Origin of the sequence: Paenibacillus agri (assembly GCF_013359945.1) — a bacterium.
Classification (GTDB): domain Bacteria; phylum Bacillota; class Bacilli; order Paenibacillales; family Paenibacillaceae; genus Paenibacillus_AQ; species Paenibacillus_AQ agri.
The window spans coordinates 37,295-59,083 of sequence record NZ_JABWCS010000190.1 but is presented as its reverse complement, the minus strand read 5'-3'; the positions used below and the strand labels follow the sequence as shown (position 1 = coordinate 59,083).

Below are 21,789 nucleotides of genomic sequence, written 5' to 3'. Positions count from 1 at the left end.
AACTGACCGCGGTTCATAATGTTCATTAGCCCCTCAGCGCCATAGTATACTCCCCCAATTGTTGACAGCAGCAATCTCCAGGTAAAAGGGAGGGCTCTCCAGTAACTATTACTGTGCAAATAGACCCAGCGGAAGGCGCTGTGGTCTATTTTTTATAAGCTATATCCACTAATGAAACGGGACTAATAGACTCATTTTGCGGGTTTTTACACTCTCTTAACAAAAAACTACCAAAATATGCCCAAATTAATAATTCCAAAACATTCCTCTGCAACGCCATTGACAATTGTAGACGAAAATAACATTAGCAGTTACCTATAGGAAAAGGGTGAATCTAATTGAAAAACAGTAAATGGATAAGCGCAACCTTGGCTTCGGCACTTCTAGTAACCGCAGGGGCAGGGAGCGCATTAGCTGCCAGTGCAGGTGGTAGTAAGACAGGAACAGTAAGTGCAGCAGTCTCCGGGCCGGTAAAAGTCAAGGAAGGTACCGCTACATGGACTGTAAACGGCACGCCAGTGACATTCAATACTATTGACAGCGGCGGCTATAAACTTTATGCACTTAGCCAAGTAGCCGGCGAGATCGGAGCTCACGTAGCAGCTAGCGCAAGCGGCATTGAGCTGAACGACAGCAAAGGCCTACATACCCTTCAAATCAAACCAGGCTCCAAGAGCTTCCAAGTAGATGGTGAAGCACAATCATTCACCATTGCGCCTGTAACATACAAGAACAGCACTTATGTAGAATTGACCAAGCTTGTTGTATCCTTGGGCGGTGAGCTGGATGCTGAAAGTACTTCTATCCTAAGCTTTGCTCGTCCTGAAGGTCTATTCGATACACTTCACTGGGCAGCAGACGGTACCGTTATCGCTAACCATAGTGATGCCGAGACTACTCAACTTCTTAAGTTTGGTGGGGATCAAGGTAACTACCAATTGTTCTCTACCGATGACAGCGCAGTAGATTTCGCTGTATCCGCAGATCAACGTTGGGGCGCTTTCAATGATGAGACTGGCCAACTTCGTCTGATCGACCTGAACAGTGGAGCCATTAAAGCACTGGGTACAGACAACAGTGTAAAGACTGATCTGATCTGGTCTAAAGACGGTAAGAAAATTTACTTTATCCAAGGGGACAAGCAGGAGAAGATTGCTTCAATCTCCGTGGAATCGGGAACTGTAGCTACTGTGCTTGCTGATAAAGTCGAGAACAAATCCGAGCTGCGCGTGTCTGCTGACGAGAAGAGTGTTGCGTACATCGTTAACCTGACTGGTGTAGCCAAAAATGACGCTGACAGCACAGAAGATTCTCTTACAGTAGACTTCAGCAAAGCGGGAGAGCAGCTGTATAAGCTGGATCTGACTGTGAAAGACGCTAAGCCTGTTGCACTTACTACTTCCGCAGACAACAAGCTGTACCCTGAAATTCTTGCTGATGGCAATGTAGCTTACCTGAGTGCAGATGCTGACGGTAAGGCTGCGAACACACTGAAGAGTGTGAAAGCAGACGGAACTAGTACGAACATCGCTCTTGATGTTGAACCTACATGGGTAAGCAGTGTGAACGATGGTCTGGTGGTATCCGGTACGACAGCTGATGGCGCTACAGTGGTGTACTCTATCAATGCTAGCGGAGCCAAAACTGAATTGTACCGTTCCACAGAAGATGTATCTGAAGTGGCTGTATCTAAAGATGGCAGCAAGCTGGCAATCATCAGCGATGGTAAAGTGGTTGTCATCAAAGGTGGCAAGGCTCTCGAACTGACTAAATAATATTAATTCGCTTGCACTTCATAGTCCTTACTAATTTAACGGCGAGTAGCCGAGAGGAGAAATAATTCATGAAAGTTTTTAAAAAATTCACAGTAACTGCACTTACAGCAGTTCTTGCTGTAACAACAGCTTTTGCAGGAATTGCTTCTGCAGCCAGCAATCTTTCCGGTAAAATTACGGTTAATGGTTCCACAGCATTGCTTCCACTAACGCTGCAAGCAGCTAAGGAATTCCAAAAACTGCACCCTAAAGTGAAAATCGCTGCTTCCGGTAAAGGTTCCGTTACTGGACCGCAAGCTGTAAAAAAAGGCATCGCTGACATCGGCGCTTGCGACTGGGATGCCAGCATTGACGTTCCAGGCTTCAAAGCTTTTGACGGCCAAGTAGCTAACAAAGTAGCTGTTATTCCATTTGCTACAATCGTTAACAAAAATGTCGGTGTAGACAACCTGACTACTGATCAACTTAAAGGTATTTTCTCCGGTAAAATCACGAACTGGAAAGAAGTTGGCGGTTCGGATGCTGATATCGTTGTAATCACTCGTGCTTTCGGTTCCGGTACACGCGTTAACTATCAAGCTAAAGCTTTGGCTGGTGGCGACATCGTGAAGAAAGAAAAGAACTACAAAGAAACAGGTTCCAGCGGTGACATGAAAACGGCTGTAGCAACAACTCCTAACGCTATCGGTTACATTGACTTGGTGTATGTAAGTGGTGATGTGAAGGCTGTTAAATTCAACGGCGTTGAAGCTACTACAGATAACGTAATCAACGGTTCTTACAAGATTTGGGCTTACGGTTACTTCATGACTAAAGGCCAACCTACTGGCGCAACTAAAGAATTTATCGATTACGTACAAAGCAAGAAGTTCCAACAAGGTTCCCTGAAAAAGCTTAAATTTATTCCAATCGCTTCGATGAAATAATAGTAATATCCAAAGATTATATTGAACGGTAACAGCGGCCAGCTCCTGGAGAATCAGCGGGGGCTGGCCGCTTACAGGAGGGAACGTATGGGGGCACCAGTCCACAACCTGGAATCCAGGCTGAAACAAAGCTCAGTTAAGGTCAGCGCTAATGCAAAACGTCATGGCAGGCATTTGCTAAGCAATTCAATATTCCGGTATTATTTTTTGTTCAGTATTCTGGCGCTTTGCTTTGTACTGGGCATGGTTATCTTATTTATCGGCAAAACGGCGATGCTAATGTTCGGCCAGGTCTCATTGGCTGACTTCTTCTTCTCTTTTAATTGGAGTCCGGAAGAGGATGCTTTCGGGGCAGCCGCTTTTATTGTGAATACACTTTCGCTAACTGCGCTTACGATGGTCATCGCAGTTCCCGTTTCGGTAGGGATGGCGGTGCTTATCGCCGAGATCGCCCCGAACTGGCTGAAGACCTTTATTCGCCCAGTGCTTGACCTGCTGGTTGGGATTCCTTCCATTGTTTATGGATATCTGGGCCTTACCGTATTGCTTCCCTTCCTGCGTGACGTTAGTGGTCAGGGTCTCGGTGACGGAATACTGGCCGCGGCACTTGTCCTGTCTCTGATGGTACTACCAACCATTTGCCGGATCAGCGATGATGCCATTGTGGCTGTGCCGCGCAAATACCGTGATGCCGCTTATGCTCTTGGTTCTACCCGTCTGCAAGTGATTATGCGTGTAGTCCTGCCTGCGGCAGGCCGGGGGATTATTTCTGCGGTCATTCTCGGGATGACCCGTGCTGTTGGTGAGACAATGGCTGTGGTTATGGTCATCGGGAATACAGCCCAATTGGCCAAAACACTGTTCACACCTTCATCGGTGCTGACAAGTAACATCGTAATGCAAATTTCTAATGTGGAATTTGACTCGACCTGGAACTATGCGCTGCACATGATGGCCTTCTTGCTGCTCGTGATCTCGTTCGTGCTGATTCTGATCATTCGGATTCTCGGAAGAAAGCGGAGGGATGCAGCATGACCAGCTTCACACGGACACGCCATACGGCGCGGGCTCAGCGGCGCGATAAACTGGCTACATACGGATTTTATACGCTGGGCGGCCTGATTCTGCTGCTGATCTTCTGGCTGCTGATCTCGATTATGAGCAAAGGCTTGCCATCCCTGAGTCTGGACTTCCTGATTAAGCAGCCAGAGGAAATGGATGTTGGCGGCGGTATTGGTCCTGTACTATTCAACTCTTTCTATATTCTGTTCATCTCACTTATCATCTCGGTTCCAATTGGACTGGGTGCGGGGATTTACATGGCAGAATACGCGCCGGATAACAAGTTTACCGGTGGATTGCGGATTTGCGTAGAAGCTTTGTCCTCGGTTCCTTCCATTGTATTCGGTATGCTCGGTCTAGCGATCTTCGCTGAATACTTCGGTATTGGACTTACGATTCTGGGCGGGGGCGTCAGCTTGGCGCTGTTGAACTTGCCGATGCTGGCCCGTGTTACAGAAGAAGCGGTACGTGCCGTTCCTGGCGATATCCGTGAAGCGGGCTATGCACTTGGTATGACTAAATACCATGTCATTCGTACGGTCGTGCTCCCGGTTGCTCTGCGGTCTATCGTGACAGGAATCTGTCTCGTTGCGGGTCGTGCCTTCGGGGAGTCTGCGGTTATTATCCTGACTGCCGGTCTGAGTACCTCGGGCGAAATGTGGGACTTTAACCTGTTCTCGCCGGGCGAGACGCTAGCGGTGCATTTGTGGTACGTCCAATCCGAAGCGATCGTCGAGGATGCACGTCAGATAGCCGACCGATCAGCAGCTGTGTTGGTTATTGTCGTCCTGCTCATCAACCTGGCCTTCCGCTTCCCGCTGTGGCTGAACAACCGCCGTCAGGGACGCTGATCCCAGTTGAAGTGAAGACTTCTATTCAATAGTGCTATAACTTATTACCTCAATCTAAAGCTGTCTCCGGTAGTTTTCATACTGCCTGGGGGCGGCTTTTTGCGTTGCGCTTTAGTAGAGATACAATAATCCTTTTTCGGGCTATAAGACTCCGTCTACGGGTAGTGAAGGGCACTCTTCACCTTCTAAACTTATATAGAAGTCGAGATGGGCTTTAAGTCTGGCTCAGAATCACGATTTCTATCCTTTTAAAGAAAGAGGTTTCCTTCTATGTCAACGATACAACAAACCACAGATGGGAAAGAGAAGCAGAAGCTTCTAATCTTGAACGAGAATCTGTGGAAAATAATGTACCGGCTCTCTTGGCCAGCTATCATCGCCATGGTGTTGTACGGGTTAAACGCGGTGATCGCCGCTGTATTTGTAGGCCGCTATGTAGGTGAGACAGCCTTAGCCGGTGTTTCCGTAGCCTATCCATTGACACAGATCAGCCTGGGGTTAGGCTCCCTGATCGGAGTTGGGGCGGGTGCAGCGCTGAGCATTGCCATTGGAAGGCAGGATCAGCACACCCAGCAGCGATTGATGGGTAATGTGAATTACCTGACGGTCATTGTGACCGTAGTCTACATGGTGCTGGGCCTATTATTTTCAACCCAATTGGTGTCAATCATGGGAGGAGAGGGGCAAACGCTGACGCTGGGTAACAGCTACTTCAGAATTACCGTCTGGGGGTCTTTCTTCTGGATCTACGGTTTAGCTGCGAATATGATTGTCAGAGCTGAGGGCAAGATGAAATCTGCAGCAGTAGTGATGGGCATTGGCTTGGTAGCGGACGTTCTATGCAATTATTTGCTGGTGGCCGTCCTGCAGCTTGGGGTGGAGGGTGCCGCCTGGGCAACCAATATCGGTATGTTCGTCTATACACTGCTGGGCTGGATTTATTTCGGCAGAGGATGGTCTTCCTTCAAGACAAGAGCCTTTGCGATTTATCGGGATAGAGCCACGCTAAAATCCATTTTCAGCCTGGGCATGTCCTCCTTCATTATGAATTTTATGAATCTGGTGCAGGCTTTAATCGTGTTCAATGCCCTGTCCAAATACGGAACCATTGCCGATGTGGCCTTCTACGGAGTTGTTTTCCGGGTGTTCACGTTCTTGCTCACACCGATCTTCGGTCTTATGCGTGCACTCCAGCCGGTCATTGGGATTAACTTCGGGGCTGAGAAATACGAGCGAGTCATTCAATCCTACAAAATATTCACATTAGCTTCGATGGTGCTGACCCTGCCATTCTGGATAATCGCCATGTGGAATCCGCAGATGATTCTGGGGCTTATGCTACCTGATCAGACCTTCAGCGGGCCGGAGCTGATGTATTTCCGAATCAACATGGCGGTCCTGCCGCTATTGTCGATGATTTTTATGGCGATGACCTTCTTCCCGTCAATTGATAAAGGAAAACCGGCTGCGATCATCGGGATTGCCAGACAGCTTGTGTTCTACGTTCCGGTGATGCTTGTGCTGCCAAGAATCATGGGAGTTTCCGGGGTGTATTGGGGGACGCTGGCGATTGATGCCATTGTCGTACTGTGGACGGCGTGGATGGTTCGCAAGGAATTCGGCGTTCTGCGGAAGAGTGGAGGATTCCCCGTCACAGAAGCGCAGCTGCAAATTTAAGGTTTATTTAATCAAAATGGCGTATACTGTTCGTTTAGAAAAGATAGAGGAGGATATGTATGCGCCGTTTTACGTCTTCCAAAGGACTGAATATGCTACTTTTACTGCTGCTGCCCGGCGGATTTCTGCTCAATTTCTTCATGCAGACCGCTTCGCTTGGAATGAATGCCGGCAGTGCTTTGGCCTGGATTTCGCAATATTACTGGCTTTATATATTTGGTAGCTTATTCTTTTTCTTTGTTTTGCTCTGCTTCGCTGTAATCATCCCTAATATTTATGCCGGAACGCTGCTGGCGTTCGCAGGTTGCCTTCTGATTGGCATAGCGGATTACAAGAAGCTGTCCACTACTGGGGAGCCACTGTTCCCCTGGGACTTAATGCAGCTTAAAAACGCTCGTGAGATGAGCAAAATCACATCAGGGATGATCTCCCCGCTCGCGGTGGTACTGGCAGTCGTCCTGCTAGTCGTAGCAGTTTATTTAATCTGGAAGCTGCCTAAAGTGAAGATTCGCTTCTCACTGCGCGCAGCCTGCACGGTTCTCTCCGCTGCTATGATCGCCGGATTCATCTGGATGGTTAGTGGTCAGCATGCGCTGGCTACTTCTATTCAGTACCAGAATATTTACTGGAACCAGAAGGTCAATTATAGCCAGAACGGTTTTGTGTTTGCCTTCACGGGCAATCTCAAGCAGAAGCTGATCGAGAAGCCGGATGACTACAGCCAGGAGTCCATTGCCCGGATTGCTAAGAAATACGGTGCTTTACCGGCTGATAAAGATAAGACTGCTGCGCTGGCGGAGCGCCCTAACATCATGTATATGATGGATGAAGCGTTCTTTGATGTGACACGTCTGCCGGGCTTCACCTTCAGTGAAGACCCGCTGGCGTACATTCATCAGGAGGGGCAGAACACGCCGTCCGGTTACCTGCTCTCGCCAGAGTTTGGCGGGAACACGGCCAATGTCGAATTTGAGGCGCTGACCGGCTTGTCGATGTATTTTCTGAAAGACGGCTCGATCCCTTACCAGCAGAAGATTGTCAAAATGTCAGGGATGCCTTCCATTGTTAGCATACTCAAGGACAGAGGCTATCAGGCGCTTGCCGTTCACCCTTTTGACGATACCTTCTATAACCGAAACCGGGTCTATCCGATCCTGGGCTTCGACGAATTCACCAGTGAGAAGGAGATGGAGAACGCCAACCGGATTACGCCGAACGGCTATATTTCCGATATGTCTGCCGTTCAGGAGGCCGTGGATAAGTTGAAGGCAGCCAAGCAGCCGACCTTCCTGCATCTTGTAACCATGCAGAATCACTTTCCTTTTATTAAAGGATTAAATGGAGAGAATACCATTAGTGTAGGCGGCACACAGCCGGCCTGGAAGGACGAACTGGAGACCTATGTCCATGACACGAAGCTGACGGATGAGGCGGTGGCTTATCTGGCCAAGGAGTTAAAGACAATCCAGCGTCCGACAATCGTTGCCTTCTGGGGCGATCATCTGCCGGCGCTGTCGGCTGATATTTACACCCAGGCGGGATGGGACAATGATCCACGGTTGAAGCATGAGACGAAGCTAATCTACTTAGCTAATTTTGATATTGGAAAAGAATCGGCGGGGACGATGAGCCCTGCGTTCATCGGGCCCACGGTATTTCAGTTGTCGGGTCAGGAGATGCCGGTATTCTATAAGCTTCTGCGAGAGGTGCAGGCAGAGATTCCGGGCCTGAGTAAAAGTGTGCTCATCGGTTCTTCCGATCCCATCAAGGATCTGAGCGAGCAGCAGAAGGCGCTTTTAGAGGATTATCGGCTTGTGGAGTACGATATTCTGGAAGGCGAGAATTATTCACAAGACCTGTTGTTTTAGGCGGTTGGTACAACGTTGGTACAATAGCAGATCTATTAGTAATGCCCGGGGCAACCCGGGCATTTTTTCATGGATAAGATATAACTACAGATGTCTTAAAACTCATTATTGTAGTTCTTATGACACCTTATGAGAACGCAAAAAAGCCTTCCGTAAAGGAAGGCTTCTGCATGACGTCCCGGAAGGGATTCGAACCCCCGACCGTGCGCTTAGAAGGCGCATGCTCTATCCAGCTGAGCTACCGGGACACGGCAAATGAGTGAAAAGCAAGCAAAAATTATGTTATCATACATAAGAGTGTTTTTCAAGCGGTTTTTTTAAACGTGGCCAAGGATATGCTATAATCAACCAAGATATCGTTTTGAAAAAAAAGGAGGTGCCCTCATTAAACAATCAAATTCCCCTGCCAAAGACAATATCGTGTTATTTCCGCGCACGCTGGATTATTACCAGATTCAGCTGACAGTCATGCTGGAGAGTGAGCGTTACGGGGAAGCGATGGAGCTGCTGCGGTTTTTGCTGCAGTGCCAGGGACAGGAAGAGCGGCACTATGAGGAATGGCAGTCCCTGCTCGACTGGCTGGTGGCCGCTTTTCCTTATGCCTCCGGCAGCGGAGAATCGGACAGCAGTTCCCGGCAAGAAGAGGAAGAGCTCCAGGAAGAGGATATGGCCCGGGTGCTGGCGAGATCCAAGCTGGAGGAAGATGCTGACTACCCCATCAAGCTACTGAGAAAGATTATGGAAGAACCACTGTCCGAATCGACAATTCTGGCGCTGGAACAGCTCTCCTATCTGGAAGGGGAAGGAATCGATGAGGCACTGAGTCATTGGCTTCAGGAGAACAATGTCCATCCACTCCTGCAATTCCGCACGCTGCAGACGCTGCGCCGACGCGGCGCCCAGGGAAGTATTCATCTGGTCCGGGGCCAGGAGACGGCCGTTGTCGAGATCGAGAGTGTGCCGCTACAGAACGAGGAATTCCCGCCGCAGATAAGTCAGGTTCTGGAACGAGTGGCTGAGCAGGCAGAGGTACATGAGCCTACGCTATATTATTTTGCCCAGGAGCTCTGGGGACAGTTCGTGATGTCTATCTATGGCTCCAGAGATTACCGGACGCTGCTGGAAGGGGAGTACGCCATGCTGGACATATGGGCCGGGGCGCTGCACCAGATGGTCTCCGAGAGTCTGAATGGCGCTCGGCAGGAAGAGGAAACCCGGGCCATGTACGGGATTACAGACAGCATGCGCTTTCAATTTGAAGGTGCGTACCGTACTCTGAAAGGATTTGTAAAGACTTCTCTACTTGATAAATGAAGTGATGTTGTATATAATATAATGGTTATTCTGTGCGTGAACTGCGTGAATATTTGAGTAAACTTGTGAACCTATTTTTGGAGGGGAAAGTATAACATGAAAGCAACTTGGGAAAAGATAGAGAAGAACCTTGGCGTTCTTGAAGTCGAAGTCGGAGCAGACCGTGTAGCTGCAGCACTCGACAAAGCTTTTAATAAAGTAGTTAAGAAGGCAAACGTGCCTGGATTCCGTAAAGGTAAAGTGCCACGGCCGATTTTCGAATCCCGTTTTGGCGTAGAAAGCCTGTACCAGGATGCAATTGACATCCTTCTTCCTGAAGCATACGGTGAAGCGGTTGAACAAACCGATATCTTCCCTGTAGACCGTCCTGAAGTGGACATCGAGCAATTCGCTAAAGGTCAATCCTTCATTTTCAAAGCGAAAATCACTGTGAAACCAGAAGTAGTCCTTGGTCAATATAAAGGTCTGGAAGTTCCAGCTCAAAAAGCTGAAGTTACAGAAGATGAGCTGAATGCAGAATTGACTCGTCTGCAAGAGCGTCATGCCGAGCTGGTTGTCGTTGAAGACGAAACAGCAGCTCTGGGCGACATCGCCGTGATTGATTTCGACGGTTCTGTTGATGGCGTACAATTCGAAGGCGGACAAGCTGAGCGTCATTCCTTGGAACTGGGAAGCAATTCCTTCATTCCAGGTTTTGAAGAGCAAGTTGTAGGCATGGGCACTGGAGACTTCAAAGATGTTGAAGTAACTTTCCCTGAAGCTTACCATGCTGAGAACCTTGCAGGTAAAGCTGCTGTATTCAAAGTGAAGCTGCACGAAATCAAACGCAAACAGCTTCCAGCTCTGGATGATGAGTTCGCTAAAGATGTAAGTGAATTCGATACATTGGATGAGTACAAAGCAGATCTGAAGAAACAACTGGAATCCCGTAAAGCGGATGAACTGAAAGGCGCTCGTGAGAACGCTGTTGTTGATAAAGCTGCAGCTAACGCTGAAGTTGAAATTCCAGATGCGATGATCGCTAGCGAAGTTGAGAACATGGTTCGCGATTTCGACAACCGTCTTCGTCAACAAGGAATGAACATGGACATGTTCCTGAGCTTCTCCGGCCAAACTCGTGAAGACCTGCAAAACCAAATGAAGGGCGATGCTGAAAAACGCGTTCGCAACAACCTGGTTCTGGAAGTTATCGCGAAGCAAGAGAACATTGAAGTGTCCGAAGAAGAAGTTAACCAAGAGCTGGCTACTATGGCTGAATCCTTCAAACGTACTCCTGAGGAAATCCGCAGCATTCTTGCAGCGAACGGTTCCCTGGGCAGCCTGAGCGAAGAGCTCTCCCTGCGCAAAACCATTGATTTGCTTGTTGAGAGCAGCGTAGAAGTAGAAGCTACTGAAGAAGCAGCTGAAGATAAAAGCGCTGAGTAATTCCTGCGCGGACTGATCTACCTATAATGGCCTGTTAGCAGGCCTTCATACACAGAAGATAAGGCACGTATATTTAGCTACGTGCCTTATTTTTTACATATGACATGTTTTTCACTGCCTGTCAGAGATTATAATTCTCAGAAGCTTCGGGATGCGGTTATGAAACCCTGTCAATACGGATATAATTGCGAGGTAATGTCATACACTTAAGCATTGTAATGGACGACGGCAGTGAAAAAATGACATCGCGCCTTGAACGTGTTAAAATATTTCTGAAACGGAAAGACTAATCTATACAGAGAAAAGAGGTTGGTGACATGAGTCTGGTACCAATGGTTGTGGAATCTACAAGTCGGGGCGAACGCTCATACGATATCTATTCCAGGTTGCTTAAGGACCGCATCATTTTCCTGAGCAATGCGATTGACGATGATGTCGCCAATCTGGTTATCGCCCAGTTGCTGTTTCTGGCTGCGGATGACCCCGAAAAAGACATACACCTGTACATCAATTCACCCGGTGGTTCTGTAACAGCCGGCATGGGTATATATGATACGATGCAGCACATCAAACCGGATGTTTCAACGATTTGTGTGGGCATGGCCGCAAGTATGGGGTCGCTGCTCTTGACGGCGGGTGCGCCGGGTAAACGTTTTGCGCTTGCTAACAGCGAGGTTATGATTCACCAACCGCTGGGCGGCGTTCAAGGCCAGGCTTCCGATATCTGGATTCACACAGACTGGATTCTTAAGACCAGACAGAAGCTGAATCAAATTTATGTAGATCGCACAGGTCAGCCCCTTGAAAAAATCGAACGGGATACCGACCGCGATAACTTCATGAGCGCGGAAGAAGCAAAGGAATACGGGCTTATTGACCAGGTCCTCACTTCACCGATCAAATCTTAAAGGGGTGGTTAGATGTTTAAGTTTAATGATGAAAAAGGACAATTGAAATGTTCTTTTTGCGGTAAATCGCAAGAACAGGTACGCAAACTAGTAGCCGGACCTGGCGTTTATATATGCGACGAATGTATCGAGCTGTGCACGGAGATCGTGGAAGAAGAGCTCGGTCATGAAGAAGAGCTGGATCTGAAGGATATTCCGAAACCGAAGGAAATTCGCGATATTCTTGATCAATATGTTATCGGTCAGGAGCAAGCTAAGAAATCCCTGTCGGTAGCGGTATACAATCACTATAAACGTGTGAACAGTCAGAGCAAGGTGGAAGATGTCGAGCTGACGAAGAGTAATATTCTATTGCTTGGTCCGACAGGTTCCGGTAAGACGCTCTTGGCACAGACTATGGCGAAGATTCTTAACGTACCTTTCGCCATCGCCGATGCGACTTCTTTGACCGAAGCTGGTTATGTTGGTGAGGACGTGGAGAATATTCTCCTGAAGCTGATCCAGGCGGCCGATTATGATGTGGAAAAAGCCGAACGCGGTATTATCTATATTGATGAAATTGATAAAGTGGCACGTAAATCCGAGAATCCGTCCATTACCCGTGACGTTTCGGGTGAAGGTGTACAGCAGGCCCTGCTGAAAATTCTTGAAGGCACAGTAGCTTCTGTTCCACCGCAAGGCGGACGCAAGCATCCACATCAAGAATTCATCCAAATCGACACTACGAACATCCTGTTCATCGTTGGTGGTGCCTTTGATGGCCTGGAGCAAATGATCAAGCGCCGTATCGGCAAGAAGGTCATCGGCTTCAACGCTGCAGCTGAAGGTCAAAAAGATCTGAAACCTGGAGAATACCTGTCCATGGTATTGCCGGAAGACCTACTCAAATTCGGTCTGATTCCTGAGTTCGTAGGCCGTTTGCCGGTCATCTCGACGCTAGAGCCGCTGGATGAGAAGACTTTGGTACGGATTCTGTCCGAACCGAAGAATGCACTCACGAAGCAATACATCAAATTGCTGGAGATGGATAACGTTGCGCTGAAGTTCGAGCCACAAGCGCTTGAAGCGATCGCGAAGGAAGCTATCAAACGCAATACTGGTGCCCGCGGCCTGCGTGCCATCATCGAGAGCATTATGCTTGACGTGATGTACGAAGTACCTTCTCGCGATGACATCAAGGATTGTGTCATTACCGAGCAGGTAGTTCAAGAGAAGGCTCTGCCGGAATTGAACGTTAAGAAAGACAAGAAACAAGAGGAAAGCGCGTAACATATAGAGTGAACTTAAGAATCGACGTTTTGAATCGATAACCCCCTGTGGGGACAGGGTTTTGGTCGATTCGCAACACCTAATTCTTAAGTCCAGCTTATGTTGCGTCCTTAACAATACATGCCATCGTCTCCACCTTTCTTCCGCTTATCCCGCTTCACTGGCGGGAGCGAAGGGGTGGAGCTTTGGCGTTATGGGGGAGAAATCATGTTCTTGAGACACCAGACCCGTCCCGTCAATGTAGGCGGAGTCATTATTGGCGGTAATAACGAGGTTGCGATTCAAAGCATGTGTACTACCAAAACTGCGGATGTAGAAGCTACTGTAGCGGAAATTCTGCGGCTTGAGGAAGCCGGATGTCAGCTGGTGCGCGTCACCGTTAACAATGAAGAAGCTGCTGAGGCCATCAAGGAAATCAAGAAACAGATTCATATTCCGCTTGTAGCAGATATTCATTTTAACTATAAGCTGGCACTCATGGCGATTGAGAACGGCATTGACAAGGTGCGGATTAACCCGGGTAACATCGGCCGCCGCGAGAAGGTTGAAGCGGTAGTTAAGGCTTGTAAGGAAAAAGGGATTCCGATCCGGATTGGTGTAAACGCCGGCTCGCTGGAGAATCACCTGCTCGAGAAGTACGGCTATCCAACGCCGGAAGCCATGGTCGAGAGCGCTTTGTATCATATCGGGATTCTGGAAGAGCTGGATTTCCACGATATTATCGTATCGCTTAAGGCGTCTGATGTGCCGATGGCCATTGAAGCCTATCGCCAGGCGGCAGAAGTCATCCCTTACCCGCTGCACCTTGGTATTACTGAATCCGGCACGTTGTTTGCTGGTACAGTGAAGAGCTCCGCCGGCATCGGCGCGTTGCTCTCCATGGGTATTGGCAGCACCGTGCGGATTTCACTGAGCGCCGACCCGGTGGAAGAAGTCAAGGTGGCGCGTGAGCTGCTGAAGACCTTCGGTCTGATCTCCAACGCGGCCACGCTGATATCCTGCCCGACTTGCGGACGGTTGGATATCGACCTGTTCTCGATTGCTAACGAAGTGGAAGAATACATTTCCAAGCTTAAGGTGCCGATTAAAGTATCCGTGCTGGGCTGTGCCGTCAACGGTCCAGGGGAAGCGCGTGAGGCTGATATCGGAATTGCCGGGGCGCGTGGAGAAGGTCTGCTGTTCCGCTATGGCCGGATGATCCGCAAAGTGCCTGAAGCCGATCTCGTCTCCGAATTGAAAAAAGAGATTGATGTCATCGTCGAGCATTTTGAAAGAACCGGGGAAATTCCCGGCCGCAAGCATGCTCAATTAGGGCCGATTGAAACGGCATAATCCGATTATTTTATTCAACTATTTATGGGTTGGAAGTAGCTTCACATCGCTCGTGCTGAGTAACTGGTGATGGTAACTGATACTGGATAGCTCGCGCTGAAGGACTGGTAATGGTAAACTGATACTGTGTAGCTCATGCGGAGAAGCTGGTGCTGATAAACTGATACTGAACCGCTCGCGCTGAGAGACTGGCAATGGTAAACTGATACTGTGTAGCTCATGCGGAGAAGCTGGTGTTGAAAAACTGATACTGGACAGCTCGTGCTGAAGGACTGGTAATGGTAAACTGATACTGTGTAGCTCATGCGGAGAAGCTGGTGCTGATAAACTGATACTGAACCGCTCGTGCTGAGAAACTGGTGATAGTATACTCATACTGTGCAGCTCGTGCGGAGAATCTGGTGTTGGTAAACTGATACTGGTGGGAAGCGCGTGCGGAGAATCTGGTGTTGGTAAACTGATACTGGTGGGAAGCGCGTGCGGAGAAGCTGGTGATGGTAACTGATACTGGTGGCTCGTGCTGAGCAACTGATGCTAGTATACTCATACTGTGCAGCTCGCGCCGGGGCCTATTTCGAAAATAGAGGCATTTTTGCACCTTATATACGCGCCAAGTGAGGAAAAAACCAATATAAGTGCATTTCTGCACCTTAAATTTAGCAAATGTTAGGGTTTAGGTGAATAACCTTGGAATTAAGGTACTAAAATACCCTTATTTCTAAATATCCCTAATTATCAGTGTGATTAAGATACGATTTTGCCCTTAATTTGTCCCAGCCTTCAAGCTGTGGGGAGGAAGAGGCATAATTCATACTTCTAAGTTGTGGCGAAGAACGCCCTGCGAACGCTCCGGTTTATCCGGCGGCGAGAGCAGGGCGTTTTTTTATATTTTTTTATTGAAGGAGGAGAAAATTATCAATTATGAACAAGCACATGAAGCCTTTCTAGAGCGCCATCTGATCGCCAGGTCGGGAGAGAGGCAGGGGCGGCTGAAAAGAGGACACGGGCATGCTGAACAACTATTTTTACACAATGTATGGTGGCCGCTTCGGGGGGATTTTGCTGACTTGCATCCGGAGTATGAAGTGCTGGATTGGCGAGGACGTTCGTACTTTGCAGATTTCGCGTATTTGCCGGGCCCCCTCAAACTGTTGTTCGAGATCAAAGGGTATGCAGCGCATGTTAGAGACATGGACAGACAGAAGTACAGTAATGAGCTTAACAGAGAAACTTTTCTCTATGGTATGGGTTATCAGGTACTTTCCTTCGCTTACGATGACGTGGAACAACGTCCAGATTTGTGTATAACCCTACTAAGACTTGCGCTCAGCCGGCACCAGACGATTAAGGCGCCAGATGGCAGAGTTCAGCTCATGGAAAAAGAAGTCATGCGTTTTGTCGTAGGGCAAGCTGGAAGCATCCGTCCGAAGGATGTGGCCGATTTTTTTGCCTTGAACCCAAGAAGGGTACGTATGCTGCTGTCGGGATTGTGTGAGAAGGGTTGGCTGGTACCTGTTAAAAGAGGTGATGGAATGCGGAATGTACAGTATGAACTAGGCCGTGAGGTTCTGCATTACTGGGATTGATGAGAGAGAGTTGGAAAAGTAGAACGCTAATACAGAAATCATCGCCTCCGAGCGTTTATGAATGACCGAAACGGCTATACTACCTAGTAGTAGCCAAGGGTACAAGAGAGGTATTCAGAACGAACAGGAGGATGACCTATGGAATTAAGTATATTGCTGATGATCGTGCAGCTCTTTTTCGCGCTGGTTATCGGCGTTTATTTTTGGAATCTGCTGCGGGGACAGAAGACCAATAAGACGGCGGTAGACCGGGAATCGCGAAAAGAGCTGGATAAGCTGCGCAAAATGCGGATGGTCTCGCTGACCAAGCCGTTATCGGAAAAGACACGTCCGGCCTCTATCGGAGATATTGTCGGGCAGAAGGATGGCCTGCGGGCCTTGAAGGCCGCGCTGTGCAGTGCGAACCCGCAGCATGTCATCATTTACGGGCCACCGGGTGTTGGCAAGACGGCCGCAGCGCGTGTAGTGATGGAAGAGGCGAAGAAGAACGTGCTCTCCCCGTTTAAAAATGATGCCAAATTCACAGAGATTGATGCTACTACGGCCCGCTTTGATGAACGGGGGATTGCCGATCCGCTGATCGGCTCCGTGCATGATCCTATCTATCAGGGTGCAGGAGCCATGGGCGTGGCCGGAGTGCCTCAGCCCAAGCCCGGTGCAGTTACAAAGGCGCATGGGGGGATTTTGTTTCTCGACGAGATTGGAGAGCTACATCCCATCCAGATGAACAAGCTGCTCAAAGTGCTGGAGGACCGGAAGGTGCTGCTAGAGAGCGCATATTACAATTCGGAGGACAGCAATACGCCTGCGTATATTCATGATATTTTTCAAAATGGCCTGCCGGCCGATTTCCGTCTGGTAGGCGCAACGACGCGCTCGCCAGAGGAAATTCCGCCTGCGCTTCGCTCGCGCTGCATGGAGATCTATTTCCGGCCGCTGCTGCCGGAGGAGATTGCCGTCATTGCCCGTGATGCTATTCAGAAAATCGGGCTGAAGCCGAGTCCCGAGGCGGTTACCGTTGTACAGCAATATGCTACCAACGGGCGGGAAGCCGTCAACATGATCCAGTTGGCGGCTGGTCTTGCGCTGACGGAGCAGCGCGAAACCCTTAGCGCGGGTGATGTAGAGTGGGTAGCGAGCAGCAGCCAGCTCCCGCTGCGCACCGAGCGCAAGATTCCCACAGCTCCGCAGGTGGGATTGGTCAACGGGCTGGCCGTCTACGGGCCGGGCATGGGCACGCTGCTGGAAATCGAAGTTTCGGCAGCACCTGCTACGGCTGGACAGGGCCGGCTCAACATCACCGGTGTTGTCGATGAAGAAGAGACGCGCGGCGGCTCCCGGACGATCCGGCGTAAGAGTATGGCTAAGGGCTCGGTGGAGAATGTCCTGACCGTGCTGCGCACGATGAACCTGGAGCCGGATCGTTATGACCTGCACGTTAATTTCCCGGGTGGTACACCCATCGACGGACCTTCCGCCGGAGTGGCAATGGCTGTGGCGATTGTCTCGGCTATCCGGGGGCTTCCCGTGGACAACACGGTGGCGATTACCGGAGAGATTGGGATTCATGGCCGCGTGAAGCCGGTCGGTGGCGTTATTGCCAAAGTGGAAGCCGCCTTCCAGGCTGGAGCCACCACGGTTTTGATTCCCAAGGACAACTGGCAATCCCTGTTCGAGGATCTCTCGCCACTGCGGGTCATTCCCGTGGAGACCGTGGAGGAAGTGTTCCGTCACCTCTTCGGCGCACATATCGCCGATGTGAGACTGCCGGCCGTATCCGGGGAAACATTCTCGGGAGCGCCCTCGCTGCTCAAAGCCGATGCTTCCGGCGAAAGCGCCAATCTGTAGATTTTTTTATTTTGCAGATCCAATATCACCGCCAGTAGCTTGCAAAATAGATTGCAGTACAAACATAGCAAACACCGGCAGGCCGCATAAAAGCGGCCCGTTGGTGTTTTGATGCTGCTTTTGTTAAAATGAATGCATATGACATTACTTGAGAGCCATTGGGGGTGTGAAAGCGATGATACAGAACAAATCGAAAGGTCGTCGTTTTCCTTTATTGCCGCTTAGAGGCCTTCTTGTGTACCCAAGCATGGTGCTTCACCTGGACGTGGGCCGCGAGAAGTCAGTCAAAGCGCTGGAGAAGGCTATGGTTGAAGATAATTTAATCCTCCTTTGTTCTCAATCAGAAGTGAATATTGAGGAACCGGGTCAGGAAGATATTTTTCGGGTGGGTACCGTCGCCAACGTAAGGCAGATGCTGAAGCTGCCAAACGGCACAATCCGTGTGCTGGTAGAAGGTGTGGAACGGGCCGAAATCATTCATTATACGGATAATGAGGAGTATTATGAAGTAATGGCGCGCGAGCTGCCAGAGGAAGAGGGAGCCGATCAGGAGAGCGATGCTCTGATGCGCACCGTTCTGAATCAGTTCGAGCACTATATCACACTTTCCAAGAAAGTTACGCCAGAGACGCTTGCTGCGGTGTCCGATATTGAGGAGCCGGGGCGTTTGGCTGACGTGATCACCAGTCATTTGGCGCTGAAGATCAAGGATAAACAGGAGATCCTGGAGACCATTGATGTCCGCAAACGTCTGGAGAAGCTGCTCGATATTCTCAACAATGAGCGTGAAGTGCTAGAGCTGGAGCGCAAGATCAACCAGCGTGTGAAGAAGCAGATGGAGAAGACGCAGAAGGAGTATTACCTGCGCGAGCAAATGAAAGCGATCCAGAAAGAGCTTGGCGAGAAGGAAGGCCGGGCAGGGGAAGCGGAAGAGCTGCGGGCCCAGATGGAAGAGAAGGATCTTCCGGAACGTGTCAAAGAGAAGATCGAGAAGGAGATCGACCGTCTGGAGAAAATGCCAGCCAGTTCCGCAGAAGGTGGCGTAATCCGCAACTATGTGGATTGGCTGCTTAGCCTCCCATGGAATGACTGGACCGAGGATGATCTCGATATCGTGAAGGCTGAAGAGGTGCTGGATGCCGACCATTATGGTCTGGAGAAGCCGAAGGAGCGGGTGCTGGAATATCTGGCGGTTCAACAGCTCGTTAAGAAGCTCAAGGGACCGATTCTTTGTCTTGTAGGGCCTCCGGGTGTCGGCAAAACATCACTGGCGCGCTCGATTGCCCGTTCTCTGAATCGCAAATTCGTCCGCATCTCGCTCGGCGGTGTGCGGGATGAAGCCGAGATTCGCGGCCACCGCCGCACGTATGTCGGTGCCATGCCAGGTCGTATCATTCAAGGCATGAAGACAGCTGGCAGTACGAATCCGGTCTTCCTGCTGGATGAAATTGATAAGATGGCTGCGGATTTCCGCGGCGATCCTTCAGCCGCGCTGCTGGAGGTTCTAGACCCGGAGCAGAACAATACGTTCAGCGACCATTTTGTCGAGCTGCCATTTGACCTGTCCAACGTCATGTTCGTCACAACAGCTAATGCGGTGCACAACATCCCGCGTCCGCTTCTGGACCGGATGGAGATGCTGTTTATTCCGGGATATACCGAACTGGAGAAGCTGCAGATTGCCAGTCGTTATCTCATGCCGAAGCAGAAGAAGAACCATGGGCTGGAAGAAGAACAGCTGAGCATACCGGAGGAGACCCTGCTTAAGATTATCCGTGAATATACGCGGGAATCCGGGGTGCGTAACCTGGAGCAGCAGATTGCCGCCTTGTGCCGCAAAGCTGCGAAGCAGCTGGTCTCGGCAGAGAAGGAAGTTGTAGTTATTCTTGAGGAAGACCTCAAGGATTACTTGGGGACCTCCAAATACCGTTATGGCATGGCTGAGCTAGAGGACCAGATCGGAACGGTTACAGGTCTGGCCTGGACCGAGGTTGGCGGAGATACGCTGCTGATTGAGGTGACGGTAGTTCCGGGCGCGGGCAAGCTGATCCTGACCGGACAGCTAGGGGATGTCATGAAGGAATCGGCGCAAGCTGCTTTCAGCTACACCCGTTCGAAAGCGGTGGAGCTGGGGCTGGAGCCTGATTTTTACGAGAAAAATGATATTCACATCCACATCCCGGAAGGTGCCATTCCGAAGGATGGACCATCGGCAGGTATCACGATCGCCACGGCGCTAATCTCTGCGTTGACCAAACGTTATGTCTCGAAGGATGTCGCCATGACTGGTGAGATTACGCTCCGCGGCCGTGTCCTGCCGATCGGTGGATTGAAGGAGAAATCGCTTGCGGCTCATCGTGCCGGGTACAAGAAAATTCTGCTGCCTAAGGACAATGAACGCGACTTGAAAGAAATTCCCGACAGCGTCAAAAAAGATGTAGAGTTCGTGCCGGTGTCCCATATGGACCAGGTGCTGCATCATGCGCTTGTCGAGCATCAGACCTGAAAATCAGCAGTGAGCCACGAAGTAGTGTGCATTAGAAAGGAAGTCCTATGAAAGTTAACAATGCCGAATTTATTATCAGTGCCGTCGGCCCTGATCAATACCCTGATGACGCCTTGCCGGAGATTGCTCTGGCAGGGCGCTCCAATGTAGGAAAGTCCTCTTTGATCAATCGTATGATTAACCGCAAGAATCTGGCCCGGACCAGCTCTACCCCGGGTAAGACGCAGCATATGAACTATTACCTTGTTAATGAGAACATGTATTTTGTGGACTTTCCAGGATACGGGTATGCCAAGGTGTCCAAGACCCAGCGTGCGACCTGGGGTAAAATGGTGGAAAAATATTTGGCCGAACGGGACACGCTGAAGCTTGTTCTGCTCGTCGTGGATCTTCGTCACCCGCCTACGAGCAATGACAAGATGATGTTCGACTGGCTGAAGCACTATGACATTCCACTTTGTGTGGTAGCTACCAAGGCGGACAAAATTCCGAAGACCCGCTGGCCGAAGCATGTCAAGATCATGAAGCAGGAACTGGGCGTACTGCCTGGTGATCTGTTCATTCCATTTTCATCGGAAATCGGACTGGGCCGTGAGGAGCTGTGGGCATTGGTCGCCGAGTATATCCAGTCTACTGAGCAAGAAGTGGTAGAGGATGAAGCTGCCGGTCAAGAGCCGGATGCTGGTGAAGCTTCCGAAGCGTAGAGCGTGCAGAGTAGATGTGGAATGAAGCTCGTGTTCATTGTATAATCTTGCTAAACAGTGTTACCAAGAATTGAGGGATCAAGATGGCTCAGCGTCTGGCTACGGAATATGTGAATGCGACTTTGCAAATGACGGAATTTCAGATGAATCAGTTCCTACTCTCGGCAGATACCAGTTATATCAGTCACCGTGTGAAAGTGCTCGGCGGCGGAGAACAGGAGATTGTGCTGGAGGAAGCTGGTGGAGAGGAAGTTCATTTGTCCTTTGAACGCAAAGGTAGCATTTATGTCTGCAAGTTATCCTGCAGGGTGGTCAACCCCCATTTGAATAATGCGGTCCGCAAGCTGTTCGTGACCTACAAGGGAACAGGAACGGTGAACCGAATATACAAGGGCTTCACGATGATGTATTACTATGTGGCTGGCTCTGTCCGCCAAATTTCGGAAATTACGTCTAGTGGCAGCAAGCTGATCTACCAGCACAAGCATACGGCTGCGGAAATGCTGAAAATGTATCATTCCAACCTCGTAGAAGAGGAGATTGCTAGCCTCAGGCGGCAAGTGGATAGGCTGCTGGATGCACGCAATGACGCGGGATCGTTGTCCCGGATTGCAGAGATTGATGGTGAATTGAGCGCTGCTGCCGCAAGGTTTTTCCAATTGGAAGCCTAATGAAAGTGTTACTGAAAGGTACAATCATTTCCAAGCGAAATGGTTGTATTTTTTTGTCGAAAAACTA

General features: G+C 49.7%; 17 protein-coding genes and 1 tRNA gene. 16 read left to right on the top strand and 2 right to left on the bottom strand.

Going from position 1 to position 21,789, the window contains the following annotated elements; all coding sequences use genetic code 11:
- Positions 1–338 precede the first annotated feature (338 nt).
- From HPT30_RS04695 to HPT30_RS04670, 6 genes are all read left to right on the top strand, one after another.
- A complete protein-coding gene (locus HPT30_RS04695) occupies positions 339–1,775 on the top strand; it encodes a TolB family protein (RefSeq protein ID WP_175370320.1) in 1,437 nt (478 codons plus the stop codon).
- 68 nt (positions 1,776–1,843) lie between these two features.
- Positions 1,844–2,701, top strand: a complete 858-nt coding sequence (locus tag HPT30_RS04690; protein ID WP_175370319.1) for a phosphate ABC transporter substrate-binding protein — start codon at positions 1,844–1,846, stop codon at positions 2,699–2,701.
- 87 nt (positions 2,702–2,788) lie between these two features.
- Complete coding sequence (gene pstC / locus HPT30_RS04685; protein WP_175370318.1) at positions 2,789–3,736, top strand: phosphate ABC transporter permease subunit PstC; 948 nt, start codon at positions 2,789–2,791, stop codon at positions 3,734–3,736.
- Positions 3,733–4,614, top strand: a complete 882-nt coding sequence (gene pstA / locus HPT30_RS04680; RefSeq protein ID WP_175370317.1) for a phosphate ABC transporter permease PstA — start codon at positions 3,733–3,735, stop codon at positions 4,612–4,614. Before pstC ends, pstA begins: the two co-directional genes overlap by 4 nt.
- Before the next feature lie 270 nt (positions 4,615–4,884).
- Positions 4,885–6,291: an MATE family efflux transporter gene (locus HPT30_RS04675; RefSeq protein ID WP_175370316.1), complete on the top strand. Its 1,407-nt coding sequence runs from the start codon at positions 4,885–4,887 to the stop codon at positions 6,289–6,291.
- A 59-nt stretch (positions 6,292–6,350) separates the two neighbouring features.
- Positions 6,351–8,159: an LTA synthase family protein gene (locus HPT30_RS04670; RefSeq protein ID WP_175370315.1), complete on the top strand. Its 1,809-nt coding sequence runs from the start codon at positions 6,351–6,353 to the stop codon at positions 8,157–8,159.
- Between the two features lie 174 nt (positions 8,160–8,333).
- On the opposite strand, the gene HPT30_RS04665 is transcribed toward HPT30_RS04670, so the two are convergent.
- Positions 8,334–8,407, bottom strand: a tRNA-Arg gene (locus HPT30_RS04665).
- A gap of 172 nt (positions 8,408–8,579) precedes the next feature.
- Between HPT30_RS04665 and HPT30_RS04660 the strand changes: the two genes are divergently transcribed.
- The 5 genes from HPT30_RS04660 to ispG all read left to right on the top strand — a co-directional run bounded on the left by HPT30_RS04660 (position 8,580) and on the right by ispG (position 14,407).
- The gene (locus HPT30_RS04660; protein ID WP_175370314.1) at positions 8,580–9,473 is read left to right on the top strand and encodes a hypothetical protein; all 894 of its coding nucleotides are present in this window, start codon (positions 8,580–8,582) and stop codon (positions 9,471–9,473) included.
- A 96-nt stretch (positions 9,474–9,569) separates the two neighbouring features.
- Positions 9,570–10,898 (top strand): trigger factor, encoded by a 1,329-nt coding sequence (tig, locus tag HPT30_RS04655; protein WP_175370313.1) that lies wholly within the window; start codon positions 9,570–9,572, stop codon positions 10,896–10,898.
- Between the two features lie 317 nt (positions 10,899–11,215).
- Positions 11,216–11,806, top strand: a complete 591-nt coding sequence (gene clpP / locus HPT30_RS04650) for an ATP-dependent Clp endopeptidase proteolytic subunit ClpP (RefSeq protein WP_066376827.1) — start codon at positions 11,216–11,218, stop codon at positions 11,804–11,806.
- 12 nt (positions 11,807–11,818) lie between these two features.
- Positions 11,819–13,075, top strand: a complete 1,257-nt coding sequence (gene clpX, locus HPT30_RS04645; protein ID WP_175370312.1) for an ATP-dependent protease ATP-binding subunit ClpX — start codon at positions 11,819–11,821, stop codon at positions 13,073–13,075.
- 207 nt (positions 13,076–13,282) lie between these two features.
- Positions 13,283–14,407 carry a flavodoxin-dependent (E)-4-hydroxy-3-methylbut-2-enyl-diphosphate synthase gene (gene ispG / locus HPT30_RS04640; protein WP_175370311.1) on the top strand — a complete coding sequence of 375 codons (1,125 nt, stop codon included), beginning with the start codon at positions 13,283–13,285 and terminating at the stop codon, positions 14,405–14,407.
- A 301-nt stretch (positions 14,408–14,708) separates the two neighbouring features.
- Here the strand turns inward: ispG and HPT30_RS04635 are convergent, their stop codons facing one another.
- Positions 14,709–14,954: a hypothetical protein gene (locus HPT30_RS04635; protein ID WP_175370310.1), complete on the bottom strand. Its 246-nt coding sequence runs from the start codon at positions 14,952–14,954 to the stop codon at positions 14,709–14,711.
- Between the two features lie 520 nt (positions 14,955–15,474).
- Between HPT30_RS04635 and HPT30_RS04630 the strand changes: the two genes are divergently transcribed.
- The 5 genes from HPT30_RS04630 to HPT30_RS04610 all read left to right on the top strand — a co-directional run bounded on the left by HPT30_RS04630 (position 15,475) and on the right by HPT30_RS04610 (position 21,722).
- Positions 15,475–15,993, top strand: coding sequence for a hypothetical protein (locus HPT30_RS04630; protein ID WP_312876294.1), 519 nt, complete (start codon positions 15,475–15,477; stop codon positions 15,991–15,993).
- A gap of 138 nt (positions 15,994–16,131) precedes the next feature.
- Entirely contained in the window at positions 16,132–17,841 is a 1,710-nt protein-coding gene (gene lonB / locus HPT30_RS04625) for an ATP-dependent protease LonB (RefSeq protein WP_175370309.1), read from the top strand.
- A gap of 175 nt (positions 17,842–18,016) precedes the next feature.
- Complete coding sequence (lon, locus tag HPT30_RS04620) at positions 18,017–20,347, top strand: endopeptidase La (RefSeq protein WP_175370308.1); 2,331 nt, start codon at positions 18,017–18,019, stop codon at positions 20,345–20,347.
- A gap of 47 nt (positions 20,348–20,394) precedes the next feature.
- Entirely contained in the window at positions 20,395–21,051 is a 657-nt protein-coding gene (yihA, locus tag HPT30_RS04615; protein ID WP_175370307.1) for a ribosome biogenesis GTP-binding protein YihA/YsxC, read from the top strand.
- A gap of 83 nt (positions 21,052–21,134) precedes the next feature.
- Positions 21,135–21,722 (top strand): non-ribosomal peptide synthetase module, encoded by a 588-nt coding sequence (locus HPT30_RS04610; protein WP_175370306.1) that lies wholly within the window; start codon positions 21,135–21,137, stop codon positions 21,720–21,722.
- Positions 21,723–21,789: the final 67 nt, after the last annotated feature.

What these genes read in the sequence shown, in the direction of transcription:
- HPT30_RS04690 (WP_175370319.1), top strand. Translation starts at nt 1,844, where the DNA reads ATGAAAGTTTTTAAAAAATTCACAGTAACTGCACTTACAGCAGTTCTT.
- pstC (WP_175370318.1), top strand. Translation starts at nt 2,789, where the DNA reads ATGGGGGCACCAGTCCACAACCTGGAATCCAGGCTGAAACAAAGCTCA.
- pstA (WP_175370317.1), top strand. Translation starts at nt 3,733, where the DNA reads ATGACCAGCTTCACACGGACACGCCATACGGCGCGGGCTCAGCGGCGC.
- HPT30_RS04675 (WP_175370316.1), top strand. Translation starts at nt 4,885, where the DNA reads ATGTCAACGATACAACAAACCACAGATGGGAAAGAGAAGCAGAAGCTT.
- HPT30_RS04670 (WP_175370315.1), top strand. Translation starts at nt 6,351, where the DNA reads ATGCGCCGTTTTACGTCTTCCAAAGGACTGAATATGCTACTTTTACTG.
- tig (WP_175370313.1), top strand. Translation starts at nt 9,570, where the DNA reads ATGAAAGCAACTTGGGAAAAGATAGAGAAGAACCTTGGCGTTCTTGAA.
- clpP (WP_066376827.1), top strand. Translation starts at nt 11,216, where the DNA reads ATGAGTCTGGTACCAATGGTTGTGGAATCTACAAGTCGGGGCGAACGC.
- clpX (WP_175370312.1), top strand. Translation starts at nt 11,819, where the DNA reads ATGTTTAAGTTTAATGATGAAAAAGGACAATTGAAATGTTCTTTTTGC.
- ispG (WP_175370311.1), top strand. Translation starts at nt 13,283, where the DNA reads ATGTTCTTGAGACACCAGACCCGTCCCGTCAATGTAGGCGGAGTCATT.
- HPT30_RS04635 (WP_175370310.1), bottom strand. Translation starts at nt 14,954, where the DNA reads ATGAGTATACTAGCATCAGTTGCTCAGCACGAGCCACCAGTATCAGTT.
- lonB (WP_175370309.1), top strand. Translation starts at nt 16,132, where the DNA reads ATGGAATTAAGTATATTGCTGATGATCGTGCAGCTCTTTTTCGCGCTG.
- lon (WP_175370308.1), top strand. Translation starts at nt 18,017, where the DNA reads ATGATACAGAACAAATCGAAAGGTCGTCGTTTTCCTTTATTGCCGCTT.
- yihA (WP_175370307.1), top strand. Translation starts at nt 20,395, where the DNA reads ATGAAAGTTAACAATGCCGAATTTATTATCAGTGCCGTCGGCCCTGAT.
- HPT30_RS04610 (WP_175370306.1), top strand. Translation starts at nt 21,135, where the DNA reads ATGGCTCAGCGTCTGGCTACGGAATATGTGAATGCGACTTTGCAAATG.